Here is a 16,226-nt window from a genome sequence, read left to right as displayed (position 1 = left end):
CCAGCTAATTTTCTTTTCATTCCCATGCTCTTTCGCCACGGTTATTCCTTTTGAACTAGTTCTCCTTTTCTTTGTAAATTCCTGCAATTTTCTCTGCCTGATTTTACGACAATTTTTGCATCGTGCCTAAATTTGTCTATAATGAAAGAAATAATGAACACAAAGTGGAGGCGGCCATGCTTAAAATGTTTTCTACGCAGCTTGCCGGGCTGTTTGGCAGGATACAGGATAAACAGGAAGAGAATTTTGAAGATGCCGCACGCCTTTTGGCCCAGGCGGCAGCAGGTAATGGAAGGATTTTCATTTTCGGTGTAAAAGAAATGGAGGCAATCGGGCTTGAGGCTACGCTTGGTACAGAGCCATTAGTTTCCGCCGTTAAGTGGGATGGAAAGGAAACAGGAGAGTTCACTCCCGCTGACCGGGCTATGGTTGTAGCCCGTTATTCCATGGATTGTGAAGCAATTAACGCCGCAAAGCTGTTGAAAAAAGAGGGCATCCCATTTGCTGGCATATCGGCAGCTGCCGACGGTGAAAGCGGGGAGTCTCTTGAAGGCCTCGCTGATGTTCATATCTCACTTTTGCTTAAAAAGGGGCTTCTTCCTGACGAATCAGGCGGTCGTTATGGATTTCCCGCTCCTCTTGCCGCATTATTCGTGTATTACGGAATTAAGTTTACGATAGACGAGATTCTCGCGGAATATGAGGATTAATAGAAAAATGCAAGTGCCATAGTTAAAACGAAAGAGCCGGCCCTATTGATCAGGGCCGGCTCTGATATTTTAATTTTGATGGTCTAATGACGCATGGATGAACTCGCGGAACAAAGGCTGCGGGCGAGTCGGCCTTGAAAGGAATTCCGGATGGAACTGCGAGGCAACAAACCATGGATGGCCCTCGACCTCAATCGTCTCGATTAAGCGGCCATCCGGGCTTGTCCCGGAAAATACAAAACCTGCCTTTTCCATATCATGGCGGTAATGGTTGTTGAACTCATATCGGTGGCGGTGGCGCTCGTACACGACCTTTTCACCATAAGCTTCAAATACTTTAGTTCCTTCAACAAGCTTGCACGGATATAAGCCGAGGCGAAGCGTTCCGCCGAGGTCTTCCACATCTTTCTGCTCAGGCAGAAGGTCAATGATCGGGTTGGATGTACCCGGATCAATTTCAGCGGAATGCGCATCCTTCAAGCCAAGGACATTCCTGGCATACTCGATTGTTGCTAGCTGCATGCCAAGGCATATTCCGAAAAATGGAACCTTTTGTTCACGGGCATATTTGATGGCGGTAATTTTACCCTCAATTCCCCTGTCCCCAAAACCGCCAGGAACGAGGATTCCGTTCACATCGCCTAGAAGTTCACCGACATTCTCTTCTGTAACCTCTTCAGCATTGACCCATTTGATGTCGATATCGGCATCATACGCATAACCTGCATGCTTTAATGCTTCAACGACCGAAATATAGGCATCCTGGAGCTCAACATACTTTCCGACAAGCGCAATCGATGTTTTCGCGGAAAGGTGGGTTACCTTTTCAACCAGGGCGATCCACTCTGTCATATCCGCTTCTGTGCATTGCAGCTTTAAATGATCACAAACAATTTGGTCCAAATGCTGTTCCTGCAAAGCAAGCGGTACAGAGTAAAGCGTTTCGGCATCGCGGCACTCAATCACGGCCTCTTTGTTAATATCACAGAAAAGAGCGATTTTATCCTTCATATCCTGCGCTACAGGCATTTCGGTCCGAACCACAATGACATTCGGCTGGATGCCAAGGCTGCGCAATTCCTTTACACTGTGCTGGGTCGGCTTCGTTTTCATTTCGCCAGCTACCTTAATGTACGGGATTAGTGTGCAGTGGATGTACAGGACGTTTTCGTGGCCAATATCGCTCTTGATTTGGCGTATCGCTTCCAGAAATGGCAGCGACTCGATATCGCCGACTGTTCCGCCGATTTCCGTTATGACTACATCGGCATTCGTTTCGTGCCCCGCACGGAATACACGTTCCTTAATTTCATTGGTGATATGCGGGATAACCTGTACAGTTCCCCCAAGGTAGTCGCCGCGGCGTTCCTTTTTAAGGACAGTCGAATAAATCTTCCCGGTCGTTACGTTGCTGTTTTTCGTCAAATTAATGTCGATGAAACGCTCGTAGTGGCCAAGGTCAAGATCGGTTTCAGCCCCATCCCCAGTGACATATACTTCCCCGTGCTGATACGGGCTCATCGTCCCTGGATCGACGTTGATGTACGGATCAAATTTTTGAATGAACACATCCAAGCCCCTGTTCTTCAACAGACGGCCAAGGGAGGCTGCAACAATCCCTTTTCCAAGCGAAGAAACTACCCCGCCCGTTACAAAAATATACTTTGTCATTATAAAGTCCCCCTCTAATACAGTTTGTGCAATCCTGGTTTGTTTACTGCTTTTTCGCGAAAAAAAAAATACGGCGGCAAGCGGCTGATTCATACTAAGGGGAATTGTAACAGTGCACTGCGATGGATCCCATAGTCGAAAAATAAAATAAAAAAGCGCCCATCCTGCTTAAATAGCAAGGGAGCGCTTGATAGCATATTGTGTCCGTCCTTATTTAAGGAGCCCAAAAATGATTGTACAGGCAGTGAATCGGATTGTCAAGCAACTAAAGGTCCTCTTCTTCCTCATCCTCTGCAAGTTCTTCTTCCTCTAATTGCTCGAGGCTTTCCTCAAGATCCTCGTCTAGATCTTCATCCAGCTCCTCGTCTAAATCCTCCTCGAGGTCTTCATCAAGGGCCTCATCTTCAACAATATCAAAATCCTCTTCTTCTTCCTCGAAGTCTTCCACCTCATCGATATCATCAAATGATTCTTCTTCATCGTCAAGGACATCGTCTTCTAATTCATCAAGTTCATCGTATTCGAGCTCTTCTTCAAGCTCCTCATAATCTTCAAGCTCGTCAATGACTTTCTTCGCCTTCTTTTTCTTCGGCTTGACGGCGACAACCTGCTCTTCTTCGACTGTATCGACTGGAAACCAGACGCGAAGGCCCCATTTGTTTTCACCAAGGCTGATAAAACGCCCATCTATATTCAAATCGGTATAAAATTGCGCAAGTCTTGTCTTGATTTCATTTGCTGAAATATTTGCTGTCGCAGCAATTTCATCTAACAGCTCCTTGAAGGGCACTTGCTGTTTCTTGCTTTTCAGCAGTTCATAAGCCATTTCAATCAAAGACATTTCCTTTAACTGTTCTTTTGAGTATTGTTCTAAACTCAACGTCGGCACTTCCTTTCTCATTTGAACCACCAGGTCCAGGAAGAGATTCTTCCAAAATGCATATTCTTCATTATAAACAAATTCTTCCCGTTTTAGCCAGTTCTAATTTAGCACAATCTTAATTTGCCGGTCCGGTCCCATTTCCTCTCCCTTTTCCTCCCGTTTTCCGGTCCTTTTCCTTGGAAACTTCCTTGACAGTGAGATAAAGGAAGAGAATGGCAAGCAATAGGAATGAAATTGCTCCCAGCTGGCGTTGGTATAGGTAGTAGAGTGGCCAGGCTATGATTATGAGAAGCAAGACGACATATTTCAGTTTCACTTTTATCACCAGCCATTCTCCGGTTGTATGCCAATATTATATATGAAAGACAGGAAAATTTAATCGTTCCGGGAAATTTTTTGGAAAAAAATATTCTTGACCGGTCTGTTTTAAAAATCAGCCAGGGATGGCTGGCAGGCCATCCCCGGATTTTATTCTTTATCATCAACGGTTACATATTGCGCCTGTACTGGCCACCGACCTCATAGAGGGCATTTGTTATTTGGCCAAGGCTTGCTACTTTTACAGTTTCCATCAGCTCGGCGAAAATATTCCCTCCGGAAACGGCCGCTGCCTTTAATTTTTGCAGCGCATCAGCCGTTTTGTCGACGTTCTGCTCCTGGAACTGATTAAGGTTGGCAATCTGAATTTCTTTTTCTTCCTTCGATGCCCTTGCAATCTCCATATTGTTCAAATCTTCCTCTGATGGAGGATTTGGATTTAAATACGTATTGACTCCAATAATCGGCAACTCTCCGGAATGCTTCTTCATTTCATAGTACATCGATTCGTCCTGTATTTTGCCGCGCTGGTATTGGGTTTCCATCGCACCTAGAACGCCTCCGCGGTCATTGATCCGCTCGAACTCCTGAAGGACCGACTCTTCAACAAGGTCCGTCAATTCATCTATTATGAATGCTCCCTGAAGAGGATTTTCATTTTTCGACAGGCCATGCTCCTTCGTAATAATCATCTGGATCGCCATCGCCCTGCGCACCGATTCCTCGGTAGGAGTCGTAATCGCTTCGTCATACGCATTCGTATGAAGCGAGTTGCAGTTATCCTGCAGCGCCATTAATGCCTGCAAGGTAGTCCGGATATCATTGAAGTCGATTTCCTGGGCATGCAGGGAACGGCCCGATGTCTGGATATGGTACTTTAGCTTCTGGCTGCGTTCGTTGGCACCGTATTTATCGCGCATGACTGTCGCCCAAATCCGTCGGGCTACGCGGCCGATGACTGTATATTCGGGATCAAGGCCGTTCGAGAAGAAAAAGCTCAAGTTCGGCGCGAAATCGTTGATGTCCATGCCGCGGCTTAAATAGTATTCGACATACGTAAAGCCGTTTGCCAGTGTGAAGGCCAGCTGCGAAATCGGATTCGCTCCAGCTTCGGCTATATGGTAACCGGAAATCGATACCGAATAATAGTTGCGTACCTGATGGTCAATGAAGTACTGCTGGATATCCCCCATCATCCTCAGCGCGAATTCAGTCGAGAAAATGCATGTATTCTGGCCTTGGTCTTCCTTCAGGATATCCGCCTGGACCGTTCCGCGGACATTTTTTAGCGTAAAGGCCCGGACCTCGGCAAATTCTCCAGGAGTCAGGATGCGGCCAAGCTCAGCCTCTTTTTTCTCGACCTGCTGGTGGATTGCCGTGTTCATGAACATCGCGAGGATGATTGGCGCCGGCCCATTGATAGTCATTGAAACGGAGGTCGACGGATGGCACAGGTCAAATCCGGCATACAACTTCTTCATATCCTCCAATGTACAGATGCTGACGCCGCTTTCCCCAACCTTCCCATAAATATCCGGGCGGTAATCCGGGTCCTCCCCGTACAGAGTAACCGAATCGAACGCCGTGCTCAATCGCTTTGCATTGTCATCTTTTGATAGGTAGTGGAAACGGCGGTTCGTCCGCTCCGGTGTCCCCTCTCCAGCAAACTGGCGCTTCGGGTCCTCGCCTTCGCGCTTGAAAGGGAAAACTCCGGCAGTATACGGGAAGGCACCAGGTACATTTTCCCGGTAAACCCAACGCAGGATTTCTCCGTAATCCTTATATTTTGGAAGAGCTACCTTCGGGATATCAAGGCCTGATAGGCTCTTTGACTTCAGCACCGTCCTGATTTCCTTATCGCGGATCCGGACCACATATTCGCCCGCCTGGTAATCGGACTTCAGCTTTTCCCAGCCATCAAGGACTGTCTTTGATTCCGGGGTCAGTGCGGCTTCTGTCGCTTCCTTGATCCGGTTCAGCTCGGCAACTGTTTCTTCACTCCCGCCATCACGGAGTACTACGAGGACACCCTCGATTTGGAACAGCTTCCTGGCTAAATCCGCCTGCTCTTCCCCTTTTTTATGATAATTCCTGACCGTTTCGGAGATTTCCCTTAAATAATACCGGCGGTCCGTCGGAATAATAACATTTTGCTTTTCGACAAGAGCTTTTTTGGCAAAAGAGGTCTTCCAATCCGTCCCGGCCTTTTCATTTATTTTTTCAATCAGCGCGGCAAACACCGCATTCGTTCCCGGGTCGTTGAACTGGCTGGCGATTGTGCCGTATACCGGAAGTTCATCCGGTTCTTTTTCAAATAGCATATGGCTTCGCTGGTATTGCTTTTGAACCTGCCGCTTTGCATCCTCAGAGCCCTTTCGCTCAAATTTGTTTATAACGATAAGGTCGGCAAAATCAATCATATCGATTTTCTCGAGCTGTGTTGGCGCGCCGAACTCGCTTGTCATGACATACATCGATACATCGCAAATTTCGGTAATGGCGGCATCGCCCTGGCCAATTCCGCTCGTTTCGACTACAACCAAATCAAATCCTGCAGCTTTAACCACCGCGACTGCATCCTGGATTGCAAGGGAAAGCTCGCTTCTTGACGCCCTGGTCGCCAAGCTGCGCATATAGACGCGCGGGTTGAAAATGGAATTCATGCGAATCCGGTCCCCTAGCAATGCACCGCCGGTTTTTTGCTTGGTCGGGTCAACAGAGAGGATCGCAACCTTTTTTTCAGGTATTTCATTGATGAACCGGCGAATCAGCTCGTCGGTAAGAGAACTTTTCCCGGCTCCGCCTGTGCCTGTTATCCCAATAACCGGGACAGGCGCGGCTACTGCTTTAACCTTTTCGATAACTTCAGAGGCTGCAGCGGTTTCTTTATCTGCGCCAACCTGGTATTCGGCAAGCGTGATCATTTTAGCAATCGCTTTTGTATCACCCTTTTGAAGCGCCTCAATTTCGGCAGCCGGGTCCTTCGGAAGCGTTAAAAAATCACATTCCTTGACCATCCCATTAATCATGCCCTGAAGGCCATGCTTTCGGCCGTCTTCCGGTGAAAAGATGCGGGCAATACCGTATTCGTGCAGCTCTTTTATTTCACGGGGGATAATGACTCCGCCTCCACCTCCGTAAATACGGATATGGCCAGCCCCCTTTTCCTGAAGCAGGTCATACATATATTTAAAATATTCAACATGGCCGCCCTGATAGGATGAAATGGCAATGCCCTGTACATCCTCCTGGATCGCCGCGTTGACGACTTCCTCAACGGAGCGGTTGTGCCCAAGATGGATGACCTCCGCACCTGTCGATTGAAGGATTCTTCTCATAATATTGATCGAGGCATCGTGCCCGTCGAACAGGCTCGAGGCAGTAACGAACCTGACGTGGTGGACCGGCTTGTAGATTTCCTGTGTACTCATCGTTCTCCTCCTCTCAGTGTTGCATGTCCGCTTAATTGCCGGCTCTGTTTCCCTTTGGAAATTCCCCATAACAGGATCTCTGTCTGGTGCTCGATGTAATCGTCGAGCGTGAATCGTTTCCCAAGCGCCCAGCGGCGGAACCCCCACATTTGACCTAGAACAATAATGTCGTGGGAAATAAGCTCAATCTCCTTTTCCGTTAAATCCAATTCGCCATTTTCCGTACAGCGGTCCAGCAGCGTTCCGAACATGGCGGCCATTTCATTTTCCTTCCGCAGTACATAAGGAAGCGCGTCCCTTGAAAGCGACTTCGCCTCCTGGTACATAACGAGGACTTCATCCTGCATTTCATCCATAATCCGGAAATAATCGGCAATGCCCTGCTTCAGGCTTTCGAGTGTTGCGCCCTTGCCGTCCAAGTCCTTCATCAGCTTGCTGGAAACCTGGTCATAAATACTATCGCAAACTAGATAAAGGACGTCTTCCTTTGTCCGGATATATTCATAGAGTGTGCCGATGCTGAAGCCTGAAGCCTTCGCTATTTCCCTCGTTGTGGTGCGGTGGAACCCTTTTTGTTTAAAAAGGGCAACGGCTCCCCTAATCATTTGGCTGCGCCTTCTCCTCACAAGAAGCTCATCCTTGACGGAAGCATGGACTTCCCTTTTCTTCAAAAAAACCACCGCCTTTGCCGTGCCATAAGTAGATTTATTTTCATAGGTTAGCCGTTCGATAATCGTTCTAATGGACTCTAAATCTGAAAAAAGCAAATTCAGCCCGTTATTTCGTCAGCATCCGGGAAATTACGAGACGCTGGATTTCTTGGGTGCCTTCGTAAATTTGAGTAATTTTCGCATCGCGCATGTACCGCTCCACCGGATAATCCTTTGTATAGCCGTATCCGCCGAATACCTGGACGGCTTCCGTTGTGGCCTTCATGGCAGTATCGCCGGCAAACAGCTTCGCCATCGCGGAGGCTTTGCTATACGGAAGGCCTTCCGACTCTAGCCAGGCAGCCTGGTAGGTTAATAGCCTTGAAGCCTCCACAGCAGTAGCCATATCGGCAAGCTTGAAGGAAATCCCCTGATTCACAGCGATCGGCTTGCCGAACTGGTGGCGTTCTTGCGCATATTCGACTGCAGCGTCAAGTGCACCCTGGGCAATCCCGACAGCCTGGGCGGCAATGCCGTTCCTGCCGCCGTCCAACGTCATCATGGCTACCTTAAAGCCATCTCCCTCTTCACCAAGCCTGTTTTCAACCGGTACACGGCAGTCTTCAAAAATGATTTCCGTTGTCGGCGATGACCGGATGCCGAGTTTCTTTTCCTTCTTGCCTACCGAAAAGCCCGGGAAGTCTTTTTCAATAATGAATGCGGTTGTCCCTCTTTGTTTGCTTGTGGGATCCGTCAATGCAAAGACAATATAAATATCGGCAATGCCGCCGTTTGTGATAAAAATTTTCGAACCATTCAGCACATAATGATCGCCGTCAAGGCGGGCAGTCGTCTTCATTGCACCCGCATCCGACCCACTCCCAGGCTCAGTCAAGCCATATGCGCCGATTTTCGATCCCTCTGCCATTGGGCGGAGAAACTTTTGTTTTTGCTCCTCAGAGCCGAATTTGTAAATCGGCCAGCCTGCAAGCGATGTGTGCGCGGACAGGGTTACACCCGTCGACGCGCAGACGCGGGAAAGCTCTTCAACTGCGATGCAATAGGCAAGATAATCACTTCCAATGCCGCCATACTCTTCCGGCCATGGAATCCCAGTCAGGCCTAGCTCGGCCATTTTGTCAAAAATCTCCCTGTCAAAGCGCTCCTCTTCATCACGCTCGGCAGCGGTCGGGGCGACTTCATTCCGGGCAAAGTCCCGAACCATTTTTCGAATCATTTCATGCTCTTCAGTCAGTTTGAAATTCATTTTCGTTTCCCCCTGGTAGGTTTGGAGTTTTGTTATTTCCACAATACTGGTTTTAACCTCTCTAATTTAGAGCCCTAAAGCGTTACAGTATCCACAACCGCGTCCGTTATTACCATTAAATTGCAACTAAAGCTGCCTTGCAATGACATGGCGCTGGATTTCGCTTGTACCCTCGTAAATTTCGGTCACCTTTGCATCACGGAAGTACCGTTCGACCGGATAGTCCTCGGTGTAGCCATAGCCGCCGAATATCTGGATGGCTTCGATTGCCGTTTCGACTGACGTTTTGGAAGCGAAGAGCTTTGCCATCGAGGCTTCCCTGCCGCATTTCAGCCCCTCCGAACGAAGCGATGCGGCCCTGTAAACGAGAAGCCTGGCAGCTTCGATCGCTGTAGCCATATCGGCCAGCTTGAAGGCAATTCCCTGCTGCGCGGCGATTGGTTTGCCGAACTGATGCCGTTCTTTTGAGTATTCAGTTGCCGCAAAAAGGGCCGCTTCCGCAATACCAAGCGCTTGCGCCCCAATGCCGATTCGGCCAGCGTCAAGGTTTGACATGGCAATCTTGAAGCCCTGCCCCTCTTCGCCAAGAAGATTTTCGCGCGGCACCCTCATATCTTCAAACGTTAGCTGCACGGTACGCGAACCATGAAGGCCCATCTTCTTTTCGTCCTTGCCAATAATGAGGCCTTTTGTCCCTTTTTCAACGATAAACGCGGAGATGACATCCTCGGCTGTTTTCGCAAAAACAATATAGATATCAGCTTCGCCACCATTTGTAATAAACACTTTTGCTCCATTGAGGACATAGGAATCACCGTCTAGGACCGCCTTTGACTTCAAGTTTCCCGCATCCGATCCGGCGCCCGGCTCTGTCAGGCAGAATGCGCCAAGCCATTCGCCCGCCGCCATTTTCGTTACATACTTCTGCTTCTGTTCTTCAGTTCCGAAATAAAGGATCGGGTTGGTCCCGACAGAGGTATGGACCGACAGGATAACCCCGACCGCGGCGCTCACCCTGGAAATTTCGTGGATGGCGATTATGTATGACATAAAATCCATCCCGGCCCCGCCATATTCTTCAGGAACTGGAATGCCCATCAGGCCAAGTTCGCCCATTTTTTTCAGGACTTCCCTCGGGAACTCCCCCTTCTCCATTTTTTCAACAAAAGGAGCAATTTCCTTTTCCGCAAAGTCACGGACCATTTTCCTCATCATTTCCTGCTCGTCTGTAAACCGGATATCCATCTGCCATCCCCCTCATGAGCTGGTTCTCCTGTAAAGCTTAAGTTTGTCGCCTATTTCTGATAGTCATAGAAGCCGCGGCCTGTCTTTTTGCCGAGCCATCCAGCTTTCACATATTTCCTCAGCAATGGGCATGGGCGGTATTTACTGTCGCCAAAGCCTTCATAAAGCGTTTCCATAATATAGAGGCATGTATCAAGGCCGATAAAGTCAGCAAGGGTCAACGGGCCCATCGGGTGGTTCATGCCAAGCTTCATGACATCGTCAATCGCTTCCTTCGTCGCCACGCCTTCATATAGCGTATAAATGGCTTCATTAATCATCGGCATGAGAATCCGATTCGAGACAAAGCCAGGGAAGTCATTTACTTCGACCGGCACCTTATTCAAGGCTCTTGTCATATCTTCAATTTCCTGGTAGACCTCATCGGCCGTCGCCAGCCCGCGGATGATTTCCACTAGCTTCATGACCGGTACTGGATTCATGAAATGCATTCCGATGACTCTCTCAGGCCGGTCCGTTTCCGCTGCAATCTCCGTGATTGGCAAAGACGATGTATTGCTGGCGAGAATCGCATGCGCCGGCGCAATCTTATTGAGCTTCCGGAAAATATCCGCTTTAACGCCCATATTTTCTACGGCTGCCTCGATGACAAGATCGACGGAGGCAGCATCCTCAAGAGAGGTCGAAGCCGAAATACGCTCAAGTGTTTCCTCTCTTACGCTAGCTTGTAGCCTCCCTTTTTCCACGGCGCGATCCAGGTTCTTTTTAATTCCGTTTAAGCCGCGCTCGATTTGCTCGCCGCTTAAATCATTCAAAATGACGTTATAGCCGGACTGGGCGCATACCTGGGCAATCCCCGAGCCCATCTGTCCCGCCCCGATTACCATTACATGTTTAATCGCCATACTATCCCCTCCAAAATAAGGCGGGGGCAAAGCCGCCCGCCACTCTAATCTCGTATTCTATTGCTTCGGTACTTCGATCATTATGGCATCACCCTGTCCGCCCCCGCTGCAGATTGCGGCAATCCCAATTCCCCCGCCGCGCCTCTTCAGCTCATGCATCAGCGTTACGATGATTCTTGCGCCGCTTGCGCCAATCGGATGGCCTAGAGCTACTGCACCGCCATTGACATTGACTTTTTCTGGATCAAGGCCGGCGATTTTATTGCTCGCGAGCGCAACAGCCGAGAAAGCCTCGTTGATTTCAAACAGATCGATTTCCTCGAGTGAGCGTCCTGTTTTTTCCAAAAGGGCATTGATGACCAGGCCTGGCGTCTGAGGGAAATCCTTTGCTTCGACCGCAATCGAAGTATGCCCGTGGATAAGGGCTCCAATCGTGCGTCCCTCTCGTGTTGCGCGCTCTTCGCTCATTAATACAAGTGCCGCTGCCCCGTCATTGATTCCAGGCGCATTGCCTGCCGTGATTGACCCTTCCTTATCAAAGACAGACTTAAGCGCGCCAAGCTTTTCAATCGTCGTATCCTTCCTTGGCGATTCATCGTGCTCGACGACAACTGGGTCGCCCTTCCTCTGTTGAACCGATACAGGAACAATTTCTTCAGACAAAATGCCTTTTTCAATCGCTTCATTGGCGAGATGGTGGCTTCTCATCGCCCAAAGGTCCTGCTCCTCGCGGGTAATGCCCATTTCGGAGGCTGTCGAGTTCCCGTACGTTCCCATGTGGACGCCGGTAAAGCTGCAGCTTAGCCCGTCAACTAATAGAAGATCCTGCATCTGGGCATCACCCATCCGGAAGCCCCAACGCGCCTTTGGCAACATATACGGAGCGTTGCTCATTGACTCCATACCTCCCGCGACAATGACTTCCTCGTCGCCAGCCCGGATGATCTGGTCGCCGATTGTTACACTTCTCATCCCTGATGCGCAAACCTTATTGATTGTCTCCGTCCTGGCCTCCCAAGGAATCCCGGCATGGCGCGCGGCCTGTCTGGATGGAAGCTGGCCCTGGCCGCCCTGGAGGACGGAACCGAGAATTACTTCGCCAACGTCTTCCGGATTAACTCCTGCACGCGCGAGCGCTTCCTTTACGGCAATACCACCTAATTCGGATGCGGTAAAACTGCTCAGTGCCCCTCCAAATTTGCCAAATGGAGTCCTCACTCCGCTTAAAATAACTGTCCTGGCCATTCAATCTACCCCTTTACAGTTTTTTCACGTGACAATATCCCAATCCTCTGCCGTGTGCAGCATGCCAACGATTACCCACTGCTGCCAGCCGTTCTGGCTTTTCTGATTTCCGCGTTCAAACAGCCAGTCTTGGCTTCCTGATTTTAAGGCTTTTACGGGAAGGCGACCGAACGCTCGCTCAATTGCCTCACACACAATGTAAGCGTTTTACCTCTTACAGATAATTTTACAGTAAAAAAAGCAGGAACTAAAATTTAAGACACAACATTCATAATTTTTAGGAATTTGCGCTTTTCAGTTCCTGCTTTCTATTAAAATAATGAATTAAGAGAGAATCGGAGCTGACTGGCCAATAACCGAACGCTCCAGCAGCTCGGCAACGTCGTATGTTCCGACTTTTTCTTCTACTTCCTTTGCCTTCGTTCCATCCGATAGCATCGTCAGGCAGTATGGGCAGCCGGAAGAAATGACAGATGGATTGACAGCCAGTGCCTGTTCTGTCCGGGCCACGTTGATGCGGTGGCCGGTCTCCTCTTCCATCCACATTAGGCCGCCGCCGGCACCGCAGCACATGCCATTCTCACGGGTTCGGTCCATCTCGACAAGCTTAACGCCGGGGATTGCTTTCAAAATTTCCCTTGGTGCATCGTACACATCGTTATAGCGGCCCAGGTAACAGGAGTCATGAAACGTAATTGTTTCGTTCACTTCATGACGGGGCACAAGCCTTCCCTCCCGGACGAGGTCAAACAATAGCTCTGTATGGTGGTAAATTTGAGCCTCGAGCCCAAAATCCGGGTACTCGTTTTTGAAAATATTGTAAGCATGCGGGTCGATTGTAACGATTTTCCTTATTTCGTTTTTCTCGAACTCCTCGATATTCTTCACGGCAAGCTCCTGGAACAGAAATTCATTCCCGAGGCGGCGCGGCGTATCGCCGGAGTTTTTCTCCTTGTTACCCAGAATCGCGAATTTAACGCCTGCTTCATTCAGCAGCCTCGCAAAGGAAAGGGCAATCTTCTGGCTCCGATTGTCATACGAGCCCATCGAGCCTACCCAGAAAAGGTATTCAAATTCCTCACCCGCTTTTTTCGCTTCTTTTACAGTCGGCACATGTACATCCTCACGGGCTTCGCGCCAGTCCTCGCGCTCTTTGCGGTTCAATCCCCACGGATTGCCCTGGCGTTCAATATTGGTCATTGCCCGCTGCGCATCCGGATCCATTTTTCCTTCAGTCAAAACGAGGTAGCGGCGGAGATCGATAATTTTATCAACATGTTCGTTCATGACAGGGCATTGATCTTCGCAGTTCCTGCATGTCGTACAGGCCCAAAGCTCTTCCTCTGTAATGACATCGCCTATCAAGTTCGGGTTATATGCAGAAGCCGCTGCCGCTTCATCCGCGGCTACGCCCTTTGCTGCAAGTGCCAGCTGGTTCCCTTTCGTATCGGCAAAAGCGAACGCCGGAACCCATGGCTGCCTTTGTGTAACGGCAGCGCCATAATTCGTCAGATGGTCACGGAGCTTCAGGATAATATCCATCGGCGAAAGCATTTTTCCGGTGCCTGTTGCCGGGCACATATTTGTACAGCGCCCACACTCGACGCATGCATAAAAGTCAATTATCTGCAGCTGGTTGAAGTCCTCGATTTTCCCCACACCGAAGCTTTCCTGACTTTCATCTTCAAAATCGATTTTCTTTAATTTCCCAACCGGGCCAGTACGGCTAAAATATGTATTCACCGGGCCGGCGATCAGGTGAGCGTGCTTGGACTGCGGCACGTAAACCAGGAAGGCGAGCAACAGAAGCAAATGAATCCACCATGAAATATAAAAAACGGCCACTGCTGCAGTTTTGCCCATCCAGCCGAAGCCCGCGGCGATTGCGGATGCTACCGGCTCGGACCAGCTTCCTTCAGCCCCGTGCCAAATTATCCCCATTGCATTCCCAAGGAGTACGGAAAGCATCAAGCCGCCAATAAAAAAGAGGACGATTCCCGCCTTGAAGTTCCGTTTCAGGCGGACTAGCTTTTCAACATAGCGGCGGTGAAATGCCCAGGCCACGGCAACAAGGATCATGAGGGCCACAAGCTCCTGGAAGAAGGTAAAGCCGTGGTACAGCGGACCGAGTGGCAGATGAGAACCAGGCTTTATTCCCTTCCAGATAAAGTCGATTGCCCCGAATTGGACAAGAATAAATCCGTAAAAAAACATAACATGGATGATCCCGCTCTTCTTATCTTTCAAAAGCTTCTTTTGGCCAAAAACATTTGACCATATTGCTTGCCAGCGTTCCTTGGAGGCGGCGTCGAATTCAACTTTTTTGCCAAGCTTGATGTAGGCAATTCTTGTTTTCACCACATACACGAATAAACTGACTGCGTAAGCGGTTACAATTAGGAACGCGATAAAATTAATCCATAAAAGTTCCTTCACTCGAAACTCCCCTTCCCTTTTCTTTCCTATACCCCTTTAGCCCATTAGAAGAAAATTTCAAACCTAGGCAATTTTCAGAACTATATATACTTTCATTATAAGTTGAATGAGCATTCAGTCAACAGTTTTGTCGTGCGCTTTCAATTCATACAACCCCTCTTTTCGGTATAAGCTATGGGAATAGAGTAGCATCATGTTGAGTACTATTTGGAGATTCCAAATAACAAACTGTAAACGGAGGCAGGCCGCGTGTTCTTAATCCTATTGGCTGCATGTATTTTGTTGCTCATTGCCTGGCTGTTTGCTGACCTCTACTTTGGGAGATCAAAACGAATCAGGGACACAGGGTTTTCTCCCCCTCCCCGGCGCAGGGGAACGATCCGGATTTTTACGAGGGGCAGCAAACTGTTCAAGGATTATTTCACCGATTTAAGACAGGCAGACCGTTATATTCATGTTTTATTCTATATCGTCAAAGAAGATGCCCTCAGCCATGAATTTTTCGAAATACTCCGCGAGAAGGCCCGTTCGGGAGTCGAAGTCAGGCTCCTGGTTGACTGGATTGGCAGCATGGAGATAAAAAAAGAGACGGTTGCTTCGCTCAAACAGGAAGGAATCCACTTTGCTTTTTCGCACAAGCTCAGGCTTCCATTCCTTTTTTACACTTCCCAGGCCCGGAATCACCGGAAAATAACGATTATCGATGGGAAGATCGGCTATCTTGGCGGATATAACGTGGGAGATGAGTATATTGGCGGACACCCGAAGCTATCGCCGTGGAGGGATTATCACCTGAAGATCACCGGTGAATCGGTTCAGGATTTGCAGGATGTTTTCCTCATTGACTGGAAGGAAGCAGCCCGGGAAGATTTGCGGAAACATCCTTTCTACTTTTGTAAAAAAGAGACTGGAGAGGCAGAGCATCAGCTCCTCCCTACTTCGGGTTTCATGCTTGAGCAGACATGCCTTGAGCTTCTAAAGAGCGCAAACGAAAGAATCGTGATTGGCAGCCCATATTTTATTCCAAGCAAAAAACTGTTCGCCGAGCTGCTCTCCTGTCTGGGACGCGGAGTTTCGCTCACCATCATAGTCCCTGGCATTGCAGACCATCCGCTCGTAAAAGAAGCCTCCTATCGGTCCCTCCGCCGGCTTATTAAGGATGGTGCAAGGGTATACCAGTATTCGAACGGATTTTACCATGCGAAGACACTTTTGATTGATGATACCGTCTGTGACATCGGAACTGCCAATTTTGATAAAAGAAGCTTGTTTCTAAACAGCGAGATCAATTGTTATATGTTTGGGCCCGAACAAATAAACGAAGCTGTTGCCATCTTGGAGAATGATATTCTCGCCTCCAGGGAGCTTGAGCTTGCCTCGCTTGAAAAACCAGATATCTCTCGGTCGGCAAAGGAGCTAGTTGCAAGGGCTATATCGCTGTTTTTATAAGGTTTGGGTTATAAAA

Annotated in this window: 13 protein-coding genes; 2 read left to right on the top strand and 11 right to left on the bottom strand. The window is 48.9% G+C overall.

Annotated elements, in window-relative coordinates:
* The first annotated feature begins 176 nt into the window (after positions 1-176).
* Entirely contained in the window at positions 177-710 is a 534-nt protein-coding gene (locus AR337_RS09735) for a DUF2529 family protein (RefSeq protein WP_059171823.1), read from the top strand.
* Between the two features lie 69 nt (positions 711-779).
* Here AR337_RS09735 and AR337_RS09730 read toward each other — a convergent pair whose 3' ends face one another.
* From AR337_RS09730 to AR337_RS09685, 11 genes are all read right to left on the bottom strand, one after another.
* Entirely contained in the window at positions 780-2,381 is a 1,602-nt protein-coding gene (locus AR337_RS09730; RefSeq protein ID WP_059171822.1) for a CTP synthase, read from the bottom strand.
* A gap of 265 nt (positions 2,382-2,646) precedes the next feature.
* Positions 2,647-3,261 carry a DNA-directed RNA polymerase subunit delta gene (rpoE, locus tag AR337_RS09725; RefSeq protein WP_059172223.1) on the bottom strand — a complete coding sequence of 205 codons (615 nt, stop codon included), beginning with the start codon at positions 3,259-3,261 and terminating at the stop codon, positions 2,647-2,649.
* A 118-nt stretch (positions 3,262-3,379) separates the two neighbouring features.
* Positions 3,380-3,589, bottom strand: coding sequence for a hypothetical protein (locus AR337_RS09720; protein WP_059171821.1), 210 nt, complete (start codon positions 3,587-3,589; stop codon positions 3,380-3,382).
* 163 nt (positions 3,590-3,752) lie between these two features.
* Positions 3,753-7,013, bottom strand: a complete 3,261-nt coding sequence (icmF, locus tag AR337_RS09715; RefSeq protein WP_059171820.1) for a fused isobutyryl-CoA mutase/GTPase IcmF — start codon at positions 7,011-7,013, stop codon at positions 3,753-3,755.
* The gene (locus tag AR337_RS09710) at positions 7,010-7,684 is read right to left on the bottom strand and encodes a TetR/AcrR family transcriptional regulator (protein WP_059172222.1); all 675 of its coding nucleotides are present in this window, start codon (positions 7,682-7,684) and stop codon (positions 7,010-7,012) included. Before AR337_RS09710 ends, icmF begins: the two co-directional genes overlap by 4 nt.
* A gap of 106 nt (positions 7,685-7,790) precedes the next feature.
* The gene (locus AR337_RS09705) at positions 7,791-8,930 is read right to left on the bottom strand and encodes an acyl-CoA dehydrogenase (RefSeq protein ID WP_059171819.1); all 1,140 of its coding nucleotides are present in this window, start codon (positions 8,928-8,930) and stop codon (positions 7,791-7,793) included.
* 126 nt (positions 8,931-9,056) lie between these two features.
* Complete coding sequence (locus AR337_RS09700; protein WP_059171818.1) at positions 9,057-10,175, bottom strand: acyl-CoA dehydrogenase; 1,119 nt, start codon at positions 10,173-10,175, stop codon at positions 9,057-9,059.
* Positions 10,176-10,225: 50 nt separating this feature from the next.
* On the bottom strand, positions 10,226-11,080 hold the full coding sequence (locus AR337_RS09695) for a 3-hydroxybutyryl-CoA dehydrogenase (protein ID WP_059171817.1): 855 nt from the start codon (positions 11,078-11,080) through the stop codon (positions 10,226-10,228).
* A gap of 57 nt (positions 11,081-11,137) precedes the next feature.
* Positions 11,138-12,325 (bottom strand): acetyl-CoA C-acetyltransferase, encoded by a 1,188-nt coding sequence (locus tag AR337_RS09690; RefSeq protein WP_059171816.1) that lies wholly within the window; start codon positions 12,323-12,325, stop codon positions 11,138-11,140.
* Positions 12,326-12,349: 24 nt separating this feature from the next.
* On the bottom strand, positions 12,350-12,520 hold the full coding sequence (locus tag AR337_RS23105) for a hypothetical protein (protein WP_156424357.1): 171 nt from the start codon (positions 12,518-12,520) through the stop codon (positions 12,350-12,352).
* Between the two features lie 129 nt (positions 12,521-12,649).
* Positions 12,650-14,761 carry a 4Fe-4S dicluster domain-containing protein gene (locus AR337_RS09685; protein WP_059171815.1) on the bottom strand — a complete coding sequence of 704 codons (2,112 nt, stop codon included), beginning with the start codon at positions 14,759-14,761 and terminating at the stop codon, positions 12,650-12,652.
* Between the two features lie 249 nt (positions 14,762-15,010).
* Here AR337_RS09685 and cls point away from each other — a divergent pair, with 249 nt between their 5' ends.
* Entirely contained in the window at positions 15,011-16,210 is a 1,200-nt protein-coding gene (gene cls / locus AR337_RS09680; RefSeq protein ID WP_059171814.1) for a cardiolipin synthase, read from the top strand.
* Positions 16,211-16,226 lie beyond the last annotated feature (16 nt).

This window comes from Bacillus sp. FJAT-27445, from assembly GCF_001510665.1.
In the GTDB taxonomy this organism is placed as follows: Bacteria; Bacillota; Bacilli; order Bacillales; family Cytobacillaceae; genus Bacillus_D.
The sequence above is the reverse complement of the archived record's forward strand: the minus strand, read 5'-3'. Positions and strand labels throughout refer to the sequence as shown.

Coding starts and splice junctions, on each gene's coding strand:
- AR337_RS09735 (WP_059171823.1), top strand. CDS start 177: ATGCTTAAAATGTTTTCTACGCAGCTTGCCGGGCTGTTTGGCAGGATA.
- AR337_RS09730 (WP_059171822.1), bottom strand. CDS start 2,381: ATGACAAAGTATATTTTTGTAACGGGCGGGGTAGTTTCTTCGCTTGGA.
- icmF (WP_059171820.1), bottom strand. CDS start 7,013: ATGAGTACACAGGAAATCTACAAGCCGGTCCACCACGTCAGGTTCGTT.
- AR337_RS09705 (WP_059171819.1), bottom strand. CDS start 8,930: ATGAATTTCAAACTGACTGAAGAGCATGAAATGATTCGAAAAATGGTT.
- AR337_RS09700 (WP_059171818.1), bottom strand. CDS start 10,175: ATGGATATCCGGTTTACAGACGAGCAGGAAATGATGAGGAAAATGGTC.
- AR337_RS09695 (WP_059171817.1), bottom strand. CDS start 11,080: ATGGCGATTAAACATGTAATGGTAATCGGGGCGGGACAGATGGGCTCG.
- AR337_RS09690 (WP_059171816.1), bottom strand. CDS start 12,325: ATGGCCAGGACAGTTATTTTAAGCGGAGTGAGGACTCCATTTGGCAAA.